This window comes from Chitinophaga sp. OAE865 (assembly GCF_040546735.1).
Classification (GTDB): Bacteria; Bacteroidota; Bacteroidia; order Chitinophagales; family Chitinophagaceae; genus Chitinophaga; species Chitinophaga polysaccharea_A.
The window spans coordinates 3,683,915-3,699,764 of the sequence record NZ_JBEPOF010000001.1; the positions used below are offsets into that span (position 1 = coordinate 3,683,915).

General features: G+C 47.0%; 11 protein-coding genes. 4 read left to right on the top strand and 7 right to left on the bottom strand.

Annotated elements, in window-relative coordinates:
• Nucleotides 1–11: 11 nt before the first annotated feature.
• Both ABIE50_RS15015 and ABIE50_RS15020 read left to right on the top strand, forming a co-directional pair.
• Nucleotides 12–2,027: a copper-translocating P-type ATPase gene (locus tag ABIE50_RS15015; RefSeq protein ID WP_209860208.1), complete on the top strand. Its 2,016-nt coding sequence runs from the start codon at nucleotides 12–14 to the stop codon at nucleotides 2,025–2,027.
• Nucleotides 2,028–2,127: 100 nt separating this feature from the next.
• Entirely contained in the window at nucleotides 2,128–3,822 is a 1,695-nt protein-coding gene (locus ABIE50_RS15020) for an ATP-binding response regulator (RefSeq protein ID WP_209860206.1), read from the top strand.
• Here the strand turns inward: ABIE50_RS15020 and ABIE50_RS15025 are convergent, their stop codons facing one another.
• Entirely contained in the window at nucleotides 3,823–4,788 is a 966-nt protein-coding gene (locus tag ABIE50_RS15025; RefSeq protein WP_209860204.1) for a terpene synthase family protein, read from the bottom strand. It lies immediately after the preceding gene.
• Between the two features lie 236 nt (nucleotides 4,789–5,024).
• Between ABIE50_RS15025 and ABIE50_RS15030 the strand changes: the two genes are divergently transcribed.
• Complete coding sequence (locus tag ABIE50_RS15030; protein WP_209860202.1) at nucleotides 5,025–8,459, top strand: SusC/RagA family TonB-linked outer membrane protein; 3,435 nt, start codon at nucleotides 5,025–5,027, stop codon at nucleotides 8,457–8,459.
• A gap of 36 nt (nucleotides 8,460–8,495) precedes the next feature.
• On the top strand, nucleotides 8,496–10,187 hold the full coding sequence (locus ABIE50_RS15035; protein ID WP_209860200.1) for a SusD/RagB family nutrient-binding outer membrane lipoprotein: 1,692 nt from the start codon (nucleotides 8,496–8,498) through the stop codon (nucleotides 10,185–10,187).
• Between the two features lie 94 nt (nucleotides 10,188–10,281).
• Here the strand turns inward: ABIE50_RS15035 and ABIE50_RS15040 are convergent, their stop codons facing one another.
• The 6 genes from ABIE50_RS15040 to ABIE50_RS15065 form a co-directional block, all read right to left on the bottom strand.
• Nucleotides 10,282–12,606 (bottom strand): ABC transporter permease, encoded by a 2,325-nt coding sequence (locus ABIE50_RS15040; RefSeq protein WP_209860198.1) that lies wholly within the window; start codon nucleotides 12,604–12,606, stop codon nucleotides 10,282–10,284.
• Between the two features lie 180 nt (nucleotides 12,607–12,786).
• A complete protein-coding gene (locus tag ABIE50_RS15045) occupies nucleotides 12,787–13,281 on the bottom strand; it encodes a hypothetical protein (protein ID WP_209860195.1) in 495 nt (164 codons plus the stop codon).
• 143 nt (nucleotides 13,282–13,424) lie between these two features.
• On the bottom strand, nucleotides 13,425–14,384 hold the full coding sequence (locus ABIE50_RS15050) for a hypothetical protein (RefSeq protein ID WP_209860193.1): 960 nt from the start codon (nucleotides 14,382–14,384) through the stop codon (nucleotides 13,425–13,427).
• 65 nt (nucleotides 14,385–14,449) lie between these two features.
• Nucleotides 14,450–15,043, bottom strand: a complete 594-nt coding sequence (locus ABIE50_RS15055; RefSeq protein WP_209860191.1) for a helix-turn-helix domain-containing protein — start codon at nucleotides 15,041–15,043, stop codon at nucleotides 14,450–14,452.
• Between the two features lie 17 nt (nucleotides 15,044–15,060).
• Nucleotides 15,061–15,396, bottom strand: coding sequence for a hypothetical protein (locus ABIE50_RS15060; protein ID WP_209860190.1), 336 nt, complete (start codon nucleotides 15,394–15,396; stop codon nucleotides 15,061–15,063).
• 50 nt (nucleotides 15,397–15,446) lie between these two features.
• Nucleotides 15,447–15,779, bottom strand: a complete 333-nt coding sequence (locus ABIE50_RS15065; RefSeq protein ID WP_209860189.1) for a hypothetical protein — start codon at nucleotides 15,777–15,779, stop codon at nucleotides 15,447–15,449.
• Between the last annotated feature and the right edge of the window lie 71 nt (nucleotides 15,780–15,850).

Below are 15,850 nucleotides of genomic sequence, written 5' to 3' on the forward strand. Positions count from 1 at the left end.
AATATAGAACTATGGAACATCAGCACCACACCATGAAACCAGTGCACGACCATGCAACGATGCAGCACGGCGGACATCATGATCATCATGCCATGATGATCGCCGATTTCAGGAAACGTTTTTATGTGGTGCTGGTGCTAACAGTGCCGGTAATGCTGCTTTCTCAAATGATCCGGCACTGGCTGGGTATTACTTTTACTTTTTCCGGAGATGCTTGGGTATTGCTGGGATTATCGTCTGTTATATTTCTTTATGGAGGATGGCCTTTCCTGAAAGGCTGGTGGGAAGAAATGAAGGGGCGGGATCCCGGCATGATGACGCTGATAGGTTTTGCCATTACCGTGGCATATATCTACAGCGTGGCCACTGTATTTGGTTTGCCTGGTATGGATTTTTTCTGGGAGCTGGCCACCCTGATCCTCATTATGCTGCTGGGCCACTGGATTGAAATGAAGTCGGTGATGGGCGCTTCGCGCGAACTGGAGCTGCTGGTACAGCTGATGCCTGATGAAGCGCACCTGGTACATGGGGATCATGTGATGGATGTAAAAACAGCATCCCTGAAAGCCGGGGATGTGATCCTTGTAAAGCCGGGTGAAAAAGTGGCGGCAGACGGCACCATTGAAGAGGGAAGTACTTCGCTGAATGAAAGTATGCTCACCGGCGAATCAAAACCTGTACAAAAACAACGCAACGATAAGGTAATTGCCGGTTCCATTAACGGCAACGGCGCTATAAAAATAAGCGTGGCGCATGGCGCCGCGGATTCCTATCTTTCGCAGGTAGTAAAACTGGTGCGCGATGCCCAGCAATCCAAATCAAAAACGCAGCTGCTGGCCAACAAAGCAGCGCGCTGGCTAACGGTGGTTGCCATTTTAGCCGGTATCGCCACTTTTTTATACTGGTGGCTAAGCGGGCGGGAGTTATCGTTTGCCATTGAGCGGATGGTAACGGTGATCGTGATCTGTTGCCCGCATGCGCTGGGCCTGGCGGTACCGCTGGTGATTGCCCGGTCTACCGCCCTGTCCGCGCGGCATGGGTTGCTGATAAAGAACCGGACCGATTTTGAGAATGCCAGGAAGATCACCACCCTTGTTTTTGATAAGACTGGCACCCTCACCGTGGGCCGTTTTGAAGTGGCGCGGTTTGAATCATTGCAGCCTGGTATTTCGGGAGAAGAAGTACTGGCTATGGCTGCCGCACTCGAAGGAAGCTCGGAGCATCCTATTGCTGCCGGTATTACCGCTAAGGCAAAAGAGCTGCAGCTTACACTGCCGGCCGCAGAAAATATCACCGCGCTTACCGGTAAAGGAATTACCGGCCGTATTGCGGAGAAGGAAGTACAGGTGGTAAGCCCGGGTTATGTGGCGGAGCAATTTAAAGACGCTGCCACTGCTACTATTGAAGCTGGAGAAACCCTGGTGTACGTGGTAAGGGATAATGCCGTGGCAGGGTTTATTGCGCTGGCAGACCAGGTAAGGCCGGAATCGGCCGGCGCTGTTGCCACCTTAAAGGAAAACGGGATTAAAACAGTGCTGCTTACCGGCGATAACAAAGTAGTGGCAGCAGGGGTGAGTAAAACGCTGGGAATGGACAGCTATATTGCCGAAGTGCTGCCTCACCAGAAGCTGGATAAGATTAAGGAACTGCAGCAGCAGGGTGAATTTGTTGCCATGACCGGCGACGGTATCAACGATGCCCCGGCGCTGGCCCAGGCAAACGTAGGTATTGCCATCGGCAGCGGGAGCGATGTGGCGGCAGAAACGGCCGGGATCGTACTGGTAAACAGTAACCCGCAGGACGTGGTAAACCTGATCCTTTTCGGCAAGGCCACTTTCCGGAAAATGATCCAGAACCTCGCCTGGGCAACAGGTTATAATATAGTGGCGCTGCCCCTGGCGGCAGGTGTGTTATATAAGGAGGGAATCCTGCTGAGCCCCGCTGCAGGCGCCGTATTAATGACAGTGAGCACCGTAGTGGTAGCAATTAATGCCAGTCTTCTGAAAGTGAAAGACCCGCGGATGTAAATAATCCGTAAATTGCAGTAGATTTATGCATGTGATATACTGATTTACAACTGTATTGATTTGTCGGCTATCCCGGGAATACCTCTCAAAATATAACCATATGAACATCCGTCAGCTTTTTCACCACGTTGTGAACACCGGAACCTTCCGCCAGGAGGAATCACTGGCAAAGGTGACCAGGATGGTCAATATTTTTTCTGTAATTACCACCTCCCTTTGTCTTTTATTTGGCATACTTTGTTATGCAGGCACCGGGAAAACAGATCTTTTGATCCCCGCCTGGACAGAAGCCGGTCTTTTCCTCGGCGTATTGCTCCTGAATGCCGCAAATAAGCCTGTTTTAGCCAGTATTTCCTTCGTGGCGATCAACAATATCGCCATTGTTTATTTCAGCGCCATATTGGGCATGCTAACAGAAGTGCACCTGTTGTTCCTGTTCCTGCTGGGCGCATCGCTCATGATCTTCAGAACCCGCGCCCTGGTAACGGCCAGCATTGTGGTGGCTGTATTGTCCGTAATTGCCTGCGAGATCAATTATTATTATACATTTATTACTCCCATGGTCATGAGCCATAACCAGCAATTCATTATCCGCTGGATTACGCTTCCGGCCATCCTCCTGCTGGATGTGGCTACTATCTTCCTGTATGTAAGAAAACTGAAAACGCTTAATATAAAGCTGACAAAAGCTACCGACGAAAAAACAATTTTTGTAAGGGAAACCAGCCATGAGATCCGTAACCCGCTGAATGCGATTTACGGGATCAGCCAGGATCTGATGATGAAGGTGCATAAGGACGACCGTTACAACGATATCCGTCCGGAAATAGAGCATCTGTATTCCGCTACGCACAATGTTTTACAGATCATCAACAATGTACTGGCCATCTCAAAAATAGAAGACGGGGCAGCACATGCCATCCATCCGGAAGCATTTAATATCCGGGAGCTTATTTCAGATAAGATCATTGTATACCAGTATATCGCTGATCTGCGGGGAGTGAAGATCAGGGCAGATATCCCCGAAGATATGCCGCTTTATATCCTGGCCGATAAAGGCAAGCTGACACAGGTGCTGAACAACCTGTTGTTTAACGCGATCAAGTTCACCCGCACCAACAGTGTGATTTCGATAGATGTTTTACATGAAGGAGCGCAGTGGCAGTTTGTGGTAAAAGACCAGGGAAACGGTATTGCTGCGGCCGACCTGCTTACATTATTCACGCCCTTTAAAGCGGGAAAGAGTGAATTCGAAGGAACCGGTCTTGGTTTGCCGATCACGAAGAAATATGTGGAGATGATGGGCGGAAAGATTTCCGTGACCAGTTTGCCGGGTGAAGGCTCCGCCTTTATTGTACGGTTGCCGCTGGCCGTGGCCCCGGCGCCGGCACAGGCACAGGGAGGCTGGATGGAGCTTACGCTGCACAAGGGACAGAAAAGCCTGGTGATCGATGATAATGAGATGAGCCAGCTGGTATTATCCAATTTTTTGCGCAGGCTTGGCTTTGCCACGGTAGTGGCAGGAAGCGGGGCTGAAGGTATTAACAAAGCAATGGATGAAAAACCGGATCTTATTTTCATAGATAGTTATATGCCGGGACTTAGCGGGAAAGACACCCTTCAGCAGCTCCGTGATATACCTGCTTTGAAAAATATTCCGGTGATCGCCGTATCCGGCGATGCCTTCCAGGAATCGATCGATGATATGCTGGGCGCTGGCGCCAGGGAATATATCTCTAAACCTATTGATTTGAAATTGTTGAACAGCACCGTGAACAAAGTATTGCTACGGTAGTTACGCATACACATACTGATACCGTGTTGTGTCTATGCCACTCCAGTCGATGTTGCCTTTCATCATTTGTCCCAGTGTTAAGATATACTGTTCCAGTACCGGTTTTACGGCGGCAGCGCATACAGCGGTGAGTACATCGGCAGTATTGTTAAATAAGGCCACCTCCGAGTTGTGGATTTTTACAGCCTGTTCTACCGCCTGCTCCAGTGTGAGTTGCTGGTGGTGTTTCAGGAGCATCACGAGGTTGAGCTCATCGCCAAGTTCTGATTCTTTTGAAAAGGAATAGAGATCGTTGGCCCAGCAAATGGTGCGGCTGCAGTAAAGGCCCAGGCTTTTTACCTGCGGATGTATGCGGAGGTCTGCCGGCAGGTGAATGGCATCCATCAGCGTAGCCAGCTCCAGGAAAAAGTTGGCGCCACCGATCTGCGGCCGAAAGCGCATGTAATCTTTCAGGGAAATATTATGCGCCTTGTTCACATGCTGCATACGCCATAAATTGGCGGTAAAGGCATCTTTCAGGCTGCGGGCGAAACGGGCCTGCCAGGCGCGGGTACTGATCCGGTGCATCCGTTGCCAGATATCGCTCATGGCCGCCAGCAGCGGTCCGCCCGTTTCCAGGCTGAAGGTTTTGCCTGCCTGCAGGATCTGCATCATCTGATAGGCCATGCGCTCAAACCCGGTGTTGAATTCATTGGGCGCCAGCGCATCCAGGTGGTCATCCCAAAGGAACAGCAGCGTGTTAAAATCACTTGCAACGCATAAGGAGAAAAGCGGCGCATCCGGGAACATCCTGGCTACCATCCAGGTGAACTTCTGATCGTGATAGGCATTCCAGGCGCTTTCGTTTGTTGCAAGATTAAAAGCATGGACCCATGAAGTGGTATGCGCATCTGCTTCATGTACCAGCGGATGCAAACGCCGGGGATAAGGACAGTAAAGTTCCAGGCCGGAATTGGTTGTAATCATGACAAATTGTATTTTAAAGTGAATAGATAAAAGCTGACGGCTGACCAGTGGTTTTCGATTGTATACAAATTTATCAAACAGTTTCACTGTTACGAACAAATAACCAGTTCAGCCGTTATAGTTAGGTGCAGATCATCAACCGTTTATTTTAAATCAACCATTCTCAGTAAGTGAACAAATCGCACGCAATTCAGTCGGTCATAGCATAAATATTATCAACCTTTAAACTCACCTGTATGTGGACATGTTTACATTCCTCCAAGCGCGGAATACTTTCTTTATACCTGGTCCTATGCTGCGCTTTAGCAAGCTTCGCACAAAACATTAAAGTCACCGGAACTATTACTTCCACAAAAAAGGAAGCCATACCGGGTGTTTCTGTACTTCTGAAAGGTACTACAACAGGCAGCGTATCAGATGCGGCGGGAAATTATTCCATCAATGCGCCGGCCAACGGAGTGCTGATCTTTAATGCCATAGGTTACCTGCGCCAGGAAATTCCCATCAACAACCAAACCACCATTAATGTAACCGTGGTGGAAGACAACAAACAACTGGGAGAAGTAGTGGTAACCGCATTAGGTATCACCAAAGCCAAAAAAAGCCTGGGATTTGCCGCCACCGAAATCAAAGGCGCCGACCTGGCCATCTCCAACGAAGTGAACCCGGTGAACGCCCTGCAGGGAAAAGTAGCAGGGGTACAGATAGACCAGGGCGCCGGTGGCCTTTTCGGCAGCACCAAAATAGTGATCCGCGGTAACTCCACCTTGAGGAATAACAATCAACCCATTTTCGTGATCGATGGCGTGATCATGGATAACGGTACGTTCAATGGTACGGGGCGCGACTTTGGTAACGACCTGAAAAATCTGAACATGGAAGACTTTGAAAGCGTGACCGTGCTCAAAGGCTCATCAGCCGCAGCACTGTACGGTTCCCGCGCTATCAACGGGGTTATTCTCATCACCACAAAAAAAGGACATGAAAGAAAAGGTTTAGGCATTAACGTTAGCCAGACGTTTAATGTATTTGACCCTTACTCCGGCCCCGATTTTCAGAACGAATACGGCGGCGGTACTGTAGGCGGCTTCTTTACCGATAACCGCGATCCCAACTATAAACCCAATGAGCAATGGAGAACAAAAGTGTTCCCAACCGACCCGGCTACCGGCAAACCATATATCGACCGGCAGATCGGGCGCGAACTGGAAAACTGGGGACCGCGTTTTGCAGGGCAGGATGTGATCAACTACGACGGTACCCCCACAAAGTATGTAGCGCAACCCAACAACTTCCTCGATGCCTTTCAAACCGGTCATGGATCTGCCACCAATATATCGCTGGATGGAGGTAACGACCGCTCCACTTTCCGCGTGTCTTACACCCGCGATCAGAGCGAAGGCATTGTTGCCAAAAACAATCTGCTCAAAAACAGCGTGGAAGCGCGTGTAACCCATGTGATCAATAAGTTCCTGAGTGCCGACGTGAGCGCTAATTATACTTATTTCTCCGGAAGGAACCCGCCACGCCTCGGTGGCCTCGATGCCTTTGCTTCCTATAACTTTGGTAAACTGTTCACCTGGCTGTTGCCCCGTAACTACGACACCAGGTACTGGATGCAAAAAGAACATTATACCAGTGCATTTGGCGGTACGCCCAATCCGGCGGATCCCAATGAAACCAATAAGGCGCCCGAATCACGGTTCTGGTTCAACCTGTTTGAAAATGATTACTTACAGAATGAACAAACCATCCGCGGCCGGCTTGCCATTACCGCAAAACTTACTCCCTGGGCCAACCTGGTACTGGAAGGCAACGTGAATAACCTGTACACCAGGAATGAAAACAAGGAACTGGGACAGGGACAAAACTTTACAGGCGGTTTGTACGGCCTCGGACATACCAGTAAAGAAAGCTACTTCTTTAAATGGATGGCTACAGTGAATAAGACCCTTACCAAAGACCTGGATCTCAGCGGTTACATAGGCGGTGAAACACAACGTTTCCAAACCACCTATAACTACAGTGAAACGGTAGGAGGGCTCAGTTATCCAGGCAATTACTTCCTGGCCAATTCCGTTGAAAAGCCCAAAGCGGAAGGCGGTCTGAAAAATAAAAAAGCATTTAATTCCATTTATGCCAGCGTGGACCTGGCCTGGAAGAACCAGCTGTTTGTACAGGGTACTTTCCGTGGCGACTGGTCCTCTGCGCTTACCTATACCAATGGCACCGGTAACTTCTTTTACCAGTATCCGGCCGTTAGTGTTTCCTGGCTGTTTTCCGAAACATTTAAACTGCCCGCATGGATCACCTTTGGTAAGTTAAGAGGTAACATAGCCGGATTGGGTAATGATACCGAGCCATTCACCATCAACCCGGGCTTTGCCTTTAACGGGTATACTTCTTCCGGCGGGCTGGATCTTCCTATTTCTACCTACAGCCGCTATCCTGATCCGCTTACCGGTAAATTTATCGGGCTGGCACCCGATCTGAAGCCTGAAAGAAAAGTAGCCAAAGAGCTGGGTATAGAAATGCGTTTCCTGAAAAGTCGTATAGGCTTCGACGTATCCGTTTACCAGGATAATACCAAAAACCAGATCCTGGATATAGGCACTCCGCCGGAATCCGGCCTGGAAGGCATTATCATCAATGCCGGTAATATCCAGAACAGGGGATTGGAAATAATGGTAGATGGAACACCGGTGAAATCCAGGGACTTTGAATGGAATACCAGTGTCAATTACTCGCTTAACAGGAACCTGATCAAATCCTTATATCCCGGCCGTACCGAGTACGATCTGAAAGCCAATGTAGGGGAGATCAGCACCTGGGCCATCGTAGGAAAATCCTACGGTACCCTTCGCACTACCATCCATTCAAAAGCTTACCAGGCCACTGATGCCAATGGTAACCCGATAGATGACCCCAACAACGGCAAGCCTGAACTGGCCTGGCGCTCCGATGCCCGCGCCGGTTTCCCCGCCCGCAGTAATACCCTGCAGGATGTAGGAGATATCAATGCGAAGTTCCGCGCAGGATGGAGCAATACTTTCCGGTTTAAGAATATTTCGCTGAATGTGTTACTGGATGGTAAATTTGGCGGCGACTTTGTATTGCTCACCTACCGTTATGGCACGCATACCGGCGTATTCCCCAATACCCTGCAGGGCAGGGATGCGGATCATGGCGGTATCACCTGGACCAGCAAGTACGATCAGCAAACTTACGATGATGGCCTAATCCCCGATGGCGTATTTGCCAAAGGACAGATGGTGACCCTGCCCAGTGGGCAACAGGTAAATGTTGGCGGCATGACCTACCAGCAGGCTTATGAAAAAGGATTGGTAGAACCTACCCATGCGCCGCAGTTTTATTACCGCTATGGTTCTTCTTCCACCGGTGTGGCCGATTACTGGATCAAAAAGAACTCATGGATTTCTTTGAGACAGGTGTCTTTAGCATACCAGTTTTCACCGGCTCTCTGTAAGAAACTGATGCTGAACAATCTCAGCGTGGCAATTGTAGGCCGCGACCTGTTATACCTGTACAATTCACTGCCTTATAATTACAATCCTGCTTCCAACAACTCCAATAATACGGCGTTCTCCGGGGAAGAAGGATTTCTGCCAATGGTTCGCTCCATTGCCGGTACCATCAGGGTTGGCTTCTAAGGAAAAATAAATTGTACAAAACAAAAAATCAAGATCATGAAAAACACATTGCATCAATATATAAGAACCGGTCTGTTACTCGCACTGCTGGGATCAGGCTCCTGCTCTAAAAATTTCGGGGATATCAATACCAATCCAAGCCTGGTGTCGAAGCCGGATGTAAAATTTCTGCTCAGCTATTCGGAAGATAAGATCATTACCTACCAGGGCACAGAATGGGTATGGGAAAGCATGGAGCAGCTGATGCGCTTTACACAGCATGTCACCTCCAGTCCGTACGAAATTACCAACAACGTAAACACACGTTACAATAATTACTATCTCCAGATCTTACCTAATTTGTTCGAGATCAGGAGACAGGTAGATGGAATGCCCAACAAAGACCAGTACCAGAAGATCGCCATGGTCACCTATGTATTACAGGTGCTTCACGGTTTGAAGGTAACGGATATGAACGGCTCCATTCCTTATTCAGAGGCCATTGAAGGGCGTTACCAGTCGAAATACGGGCCCGTATACGATGAGCAGCCAACGCTGATGAATAACTGGCTTTCCCAGCTGGATGCCGCCATTAAAGTGCTCTCTGATAATTCGCTTCCTGCACAGGTGAGCTACGGGCAATCAGATATTTTTTACCAGAGCGACTGGATTAAATGGGTAAAGCTGGCTAATACGCTTAAACTTCGTATAGCCGCCAGGTTAGAGAATGCTGATAAGGCAAAATGCCAGGCTGTTTTCCAGGAAGTGATGAAAGATGCTACCGGCCCTATTAATGACGATGCATCACAGGTAAAATATCTTAACAGTACTTATACGCCATTTGGTAATGGCGGGGATATAGACTACCGTAGCCGCCGTTATGCCACCACTTCCATTATGGCATTCATGAAAAAGAGCGCAGACCCGCGTTTGCCGGTGTACTTCGAAAAGAATGACCTGGTGGGCAGTTACAAGGATTCACTGGCAAAGTATAATGTTACATTGCCGGCTTTCATTGATCCCAATGATCCGCTGATCATGTACCAGGGAGGCCCGGCCGACTGGACCACTAATCCTGCCGTGGCTGCTTACATCGGGAATGGATTTATTGTTAGCCAGTATACCAAATACAATTTAATTTCTCCCATAAACCGACGTTTCTTTTCTCCCAAGCTGAACCAGGCTACCGGCAACTTCCTGGATGTACCCGTTACTTACGCGGAAACCTGTTTTTATATAGCAGAATTTATCCAGAAAGGATATGCAGGTGGTGTAGATACCAGGGGAACAGCGGAAGACTGGTATAAAAAAGGTATCGCATCTTCTATTCAAACCATGAATGCCATTGCCGTAGCAGCGGGTTCCACAACAGCTTATACAGGTACAGGGCTGGCAGAAATAGAAGCCTATCAGAATAATGCGCAGGTGAAATTCAACGGCGTTAATAACCTGGAAAGGATTTATATACAGGCTTTCCTGAGCATGTACCGCCAGGCTAATGAGGCATACGTGTTTTGCCGTCGCACAGGGTATCCTAAAACCGGGTCCGCCTATTACGGCAGGGAAACTTTTAATGAGCTGATTCCGCGCCGGTTCTGGCTCACAGATCCTGGGGAGGTAAACAGGGCCAACTGGAATGCGGCTATGCAGCAGCAGGGCTTTACACCCAATGCACAGGATTTGCCGACGCTCAGTTCGCAAAGGATCTGGTATGATAAAGCCGCACCGGATTTTGGAAAGGGATTGTAATTCCCGGTTATTTATCTGCGGTCAGCTACTCCGTTTTGGGGTAGCTGACCGTTTTTTTTGCACCTGTATTAGCGGGGAACAAAACAGGATCCCGTTATTCGGACCTTAAGCTTTTAACAGGATTCATTAAAGCCGTTTGTATGGATTTATATCCTACCGTTAGCATAGCTACAGCAAGAGAAATAAGGATAGCCATTGCAAAAATGCCTGCACCAAAATGAATACGGTAAGCAAAAGTATCCAGCCAGCCGGTCATCATATACCAGGCTAAAGGCGCTGCTATGATAAAGGCGATCATGAGCATGTAAATGAATTCTTTGCCAAACAACCATATGATGTTTTCCACGTTCGCGCCAAGCACTTTACGGATGCCCATTTCCTTTGTTCTTCGTGCAGCCATAAACGATACCAGGCCATATAAACCAATACAACCAATGGTAATGGAAATGATGGTAAACAGCCGGATAAGCCGGAGGATCATGGTATCTGATTTGTAAAGCTGTGCCAGGCTTTCATCTAAAAAAGTATAGTTGTAGATGTGTTGCGGAAAGGCTTCCTGCCATGCTTTTTCCAGCGAAGGAGCAACAGATGAGTAGTTGGCCATGTTTACCTTTATGGCGCAGTTATTATAATTTTCAACAGAAGTGGCGAGGTATATGGCATCTATTGGCTCATGAAACGAGCGGTTATGAAAGTCCTTTACCACGCCCACAATCAGCCCGGTACTGCCGTTGATGATTGCTTTTTTGCCAAGGGCATCGTTGTTTGAAGGCAGTTGTAATTTTTTCACAGCGGTTTCATTGATCAGGAATTCGCGGATGGTATCAGAAGGGTAGAGGTTACGGCCTGCCAGCAAAGGGATCCCAAAGGTAGAGAGATACCCGGGATCGGCGGCTTTGTAATAAATGGCGAATTTTTCATTTTCTGTGCGTGATGCCAGCTGTATACCGGTAGATGGTGTTACCGATGCCGCCGGTGCATTTCCGCAGAAGGTGACCTTCTCTATGCCGGGGATTTGTGCCAGTAGGGAACGAAGGGTGCTGATTTTGGCGGAACTATGTTCAGGCACGGGCAACATCACAATGGCATCTTTCCGGAAGCCCGGGTCCGATTCCATTGAATAGCGCATCTGGTTGGCGATCACAATAGTGCCGATAATAAGCAGTTGTGAAATGGCAAACTGTGTTACCACCAATCCTTTTCTCACAGGCATGCTGCCGGCTTTATGCTGCATCACTTTATTCTTTAACGCCTGTATGGGTTGGAAACCGGCAATGACCACACCAGGGTAAACACCGGAGAGGAAAACGATCAGGAGAAACAGCGCAGGCAGGAACAGCAACAGGTAACTGTCATAAGCGTTACTGATACTCAGCTTCACATCGAAGAGGTTATTGATATAAGGCAAGGCAAACAGGGAAATAATGATAGCCAGCAGCATTGCCATGAATACTGTCAGGCCGGTTTCCATCATAAACTGGAGGAACAGTTGCCCGCGGTGGCTTCCCAATACTTTCCGCAGCCCGATTTCTTTTGAGCGCCCCAAAGCCTGTGCTATGTTGAGGTTTACAAAGTTAATACAGCTGGTGATGATCAACAGCAGACCAATGAAGGCCAGTGCCCAGAGACTTTTCTTTTCTATGACCCCTCTCAGCGCTGCATTGAAGTGCATATCAGAAAGTGGTTGTAGTTTGAAGCGGAACATCTCAGCCATCTGTTTATTGTAGTGTTGCGTGGAGATGGCACTTAATACTTTATCATTTACATCTGCCGCCCGAACACCCGGTTTCAGCAGCACAAAGCATTGCATGTCTTTATTCACGCTCATCCACCAGTCTTTTTCCACCATCCAGGGCGAGTGGTTTTCCAGGTTATTAAAAGGAACATAGATCTCCGCGTGAAAGCCCGTATTGACCGGAATGTTTTTTAATATAGCCGTTACCGTGAATTGCAGGGAATCATCAAGGTGGATGATTTTGCCGATGGGGTCTGCCGTTCCAAAGTATTTCCCTGCCAGCTGTTGGGTGATGGCTGCTGTAAAAGGGGCTTTCAGCAACGAGGTACGGTCGCCGGCTGCCAAAGGGAAATTCATGATATCGAAAAAGGAGGGATCGGCGAAAGCCACCTCTTCTTCAAATCGCTTGTCGCCCGCTGTGGAGATCACCCGTTTCCCCAGGTTTGCTATCCTCGCTACTTTTTCGGCTACGGCGAAGTCGCGGCCGAAGGCCTCTCCCAGCGGGGAAGGTGTACCGGTGTTGAAGCGTATTTTATCTTCATGGAACTCTGTAATGACCCGGTAAATCCTGTCATTGTTCGCATGAAACCTATCGAAGCCCAGGTGATATCTGATCAGCGAAAAAATAAGGAGCAGGCAGGCAATGCCCAGTGCCAGGCCACTTATATTGATAAAGGAATGCACACTGTGCCGCTTTAAATTCCGCCAGGCGGACCGGAAGAAGTTTGTTATCATGGTAATGCGATCTGCGCCTGGTATCGTAAAAACGATGCCATATAAATAAGCCCGCGTTTTTCAATTGTTTTTGATGTGTAGATATTTTACATATGTTCGTTTCTGTACAGTTTTTGTCCGGTTTTGATTTTACAGTGTGGCGGCAATCCTGTTGACCGTTTCTTTCAATGCGGATAAAGAAGTGGTGCTGCTTACCCCATTCACTTTCATCCTGATAATTTTATCTCTCTTTCTTACCATGATCAGCTGGAAATTGTTTGCATCATTCTGAAAGAAGCCTTCATCACCGGTATTGCTGAGCAGTTGTATGTTGCCGTTGCGGCGGTTATCGTCCAGGATGCCGGTATAGGTTTTTTGTGCGGCGGCTTCAGAGTCATACTGTTCATAGTTATAAAACACGTTGCCGGTTTCGCCTGAAACAGGGTCCGATTCCACGGCCGTAAAAGCGCAACGGTACTTTACGGCATCACGTCCCTGTTTTTCTGTTTTCAGGGTAAGGAGCGCGTTTTGGCCCAGTATTTTTGCGGCATCTGCCGGGGTGAGGTAAAAGTAGGGAACGGTGTCGGGGGCAAAGCCTGATGATATCAGGGGGAGCAGCAGGAACAGGAGTAACAGTGTTTTCATAACGGTATCATTTAACAGGAATAATACACGGTTGTTACTTTGCCGGGCTTATTTACAGGGCCTTATTTCGGGTAGTTTTGGCGAGCTGTCAAAATCGATAGATCGCCAAAATCTACCTAAAAATACATAGTTTTGGTGGGCTATCAAAATCGATCCGCAGCCAAAACTTCCCTGATACAGCACTTTTTATTTAGAATATCAAGTATAAGCACCCTGTCCAGGAAAAGACCGTTTCCTACCATTCCTCCAATTCCCATTTTTTTCATCGCATTCACCTGTGACTCACTTACTCCTTCTATATAAGTAACCTTTTGCAGGGGAATTTTTTGAGACGCTATTGTTATGGTATCATCTGTTTGAACATTTACTGCCTTTAGTGTTTTTCCCCAGGATTGTACCTCGGCAATAGTTGTGACGGCATTGAGAGAAGACAGCGCTATGGCTGTTTCTTTGTTGGTCAGTAGCTCAAAAGCGCTTGAGCCCGTATCAAAATACACCAGGGTATTCTTTTCTTTTATGGATGCGGGAAGGAGAATGCTCCGCCTCACATATATAAAATCAGACCATCCCAGGTGATCGTTTGCCTCTATATTACTGCCAATTGAAAGATATTTTCCAGGATAGTTAATAATTACTGTTTTGTTATCAATAAAGTCTGTTCCCAGTGTCCCGATAATTTCCATGGTATCCTGATGCCAGTTTATTCCGGTGCTGTCAAATTGTTGCACGGTAATTTCTTTTGCAAGTATTTCCGTGCTTCCTGCGGTAAAACGAAACTGTGGTAACATGGTCGTGGTATCAGTTACCTGGACGGATTGAGGATAGCGGCTGTTTATTGATTTCAACTTGTTCCTGTAAAACAGGGAATAAGGGGAGCCGGTATCGAATTGCATGTAAAATTGTTTGGGGCAATTTTTTAATTTAACGGGAATGAGCATGGCAGCATGTTGCGTATGATCCTGTGCCCAGATAAAGGGAATGATGTGGTTAGCCTGGGGAAGTACCAATTGGTTAGCAGGTATATCCTGTGCCTTACAAAAATAACCAGCCACCAGGATATGAATTGCCAGTACAACTGCTTTCTTAAAAATGTGGAGATGCATCAGCTTTGTTTTTTGATGCAGCAAACTTAGGTAGGAAAGGTATCGGGGCAAACGACATTTACACGTCATTCGCCCGTCAATAGCTGACAATCAACCTGTTGATATTTCCTTTGAATGAATAGACCATTGTAAAAAATGATGCCTGCATTCAGCAGGTACATCACGACAACAGGCCATAGATAGCTTATAGTATTATACATGTTATTAAATACTCTTACCTGAATAAGATTCAAAGCAACTGTAAGAAGCATTAACAGGTGAAGGGCAATGGTCCAGGATACCTGCTGTCTTATCATCTTCCGGCTGAGGGCAGTTGCTTCTTCATTAAGATCTTTCTGCTTCTTTAGTATTAGATGGGGAACCAGGAAATGCACCCAGGGCACCAGGGTATAGGCAAAGCAGGATAAGTTGAGCATTTTCAGGAAGTGGGTGGTATCGCCTGATTGTTGTATTGGCAGGGGGATTTCTTTCACCAGCAATGTTTCATAAGGAAGCTCCAATGCTTTTGCAATGGCTTTTATAGTGAAGCTCCGTGGGATGCTTTCACCACTTTCTATCCGTTGGATGGTGCGGGTGGTGATGTTAGCCAGGTCGGCTAATTCGGCCTGCGTAAGTCCTTTTTCTTTCCTGGTTTTGGAGATTCGTTCGTTTAGTTTCATTTTGTGGAAATTAATGATCAATAGACCACTTCACCGTTGCAATAACATTTAAAAGCCAGTGTTGTATCCCTCTTAATAAGATGGACAAATGTTTCTCCTGCTATTTTCGAAATAGTATCTCCAACTTCAGCCGCTTCATATAGGTCTCTAAAACCGATAACTTTAAACATCTCTTCTTGTCCGGCTTTACTTTTCCCGGACATTACTTTTACCTTCACTTGTTCAATATGCTTTTCTTTCATGGCAAAATGAAATGATTGTGGCCTGAGTTCAGTATTTACAAATTTCATACAGGTATCACCGCAGGCAGCCAGGCACAACGTGGTATAGAGAGCTAAAACTATTTTAGGCATTGTTAATTACTTATTTGCTTTGAGATAGAACATTTTGGTGTATTAAGTGATCAATAAACCACTTCACCGTTGCAATAGTACTTAAAAGTCAGCACAGTATCTTTTTTAATAAGGTATACAAATGTTTCCCCTGCTTTTTTCACAATGGTATCTCCAACCTCGGCAGCATCAAATAGGTTGAGGAATCCTATACTCCTAAACATTTCATTTTTCCCGTCTTTGTTTTTCCCCGTTAGTACTTTTACTTTCACCTCTTCTATATGTTTTTCTTTCATAGCAAAGTGAAATGATTGTGGCCTGAGCTCATTGTTTGCATATTTTTTACAAGTATCGCATGTTCCTAAAAGGAGTGTGATATACAGAACAAATAAGATTTTAATCATTTTAGACTATTTATTTACTTTAAAATAAACATTTTGGTGCAATTATGTTTCATACTAATACCATAATCATG

Excerpts from the sequence above, each read along its gene's own strand:
- ABIE50_RS15015 (WP_209860208.1), top strand. The coding sequence starts at position 12 with ATGGAACATCAGCACCACACCATGAAACCAGTGCACGACCATGCAACG.
- ABIE50_RS15020 (WP_209860206.1), top strand. The coding sequence starts at position 2,128 with ATGAACATCCGTCAGCTTTTTCACCACGTTGTGAACACCGGAACCTTC.
- ABIE50_RS15025 (WP_209860204.1), bottom strand. The coding sequence starts at position 4,788 with ATGATTACAACCAATTCCGGCCTGGAACTTTACTGTCCTTATCCCCGG.
- ABIE50_RS15030 (WP_209860202.1), top strand. The coding sequence starts at position 5,025 with ATGTGGACATGTTTACATTCCTCCAAGCGCGGAATACTTTCTTTATAC.
- ABIE50_RS15035 (WP_209860200.1), top strand. The coding sequence starts at position 8,496 with ATGAAAAACACATTGCATCAATATATAAGAACCGGTCTGTTACTCGCA.
- ABIE50_RS15045 (WP_209860195.1), bottom strand. The coding sequence starts at position 13,281 with ATGAAAACACTGTTACTCCTGTTCCTGCTGCTCCCCCTGATATCATCA.
- ABIE50_RS15050 (WP_209860193.1), bottom strand. The coding sequence starts at position 14,384 with ATGCATCTCCACATTTTTAAGAAAGCAGTTGTACTGGCAATTCATATC.
- ABIE50_RS15055 (WP_209860191.1), bottom strand. The coding sequence starts at position 15,043 with ATGAAACTAAACGAACGAATCTCCAAAACCAGGAAAGAAAAAGGACTT.
- ABIE50_RS15060 (WP_209860190.1), bottom strand. The coding sequence starts at position 15,396 with ATGCCTAAAATAGTTTTAGCTCTCTATACCACGTTGTGCCTGGCTGCC.
- ABIE50_RS15065 (WP_209860189.1), bottom strand. The coding sequence starts at position 15,779 with ATGATTAAAATCTTATTTGTTCTGTATATCACACTCCTTTTAGGAACA.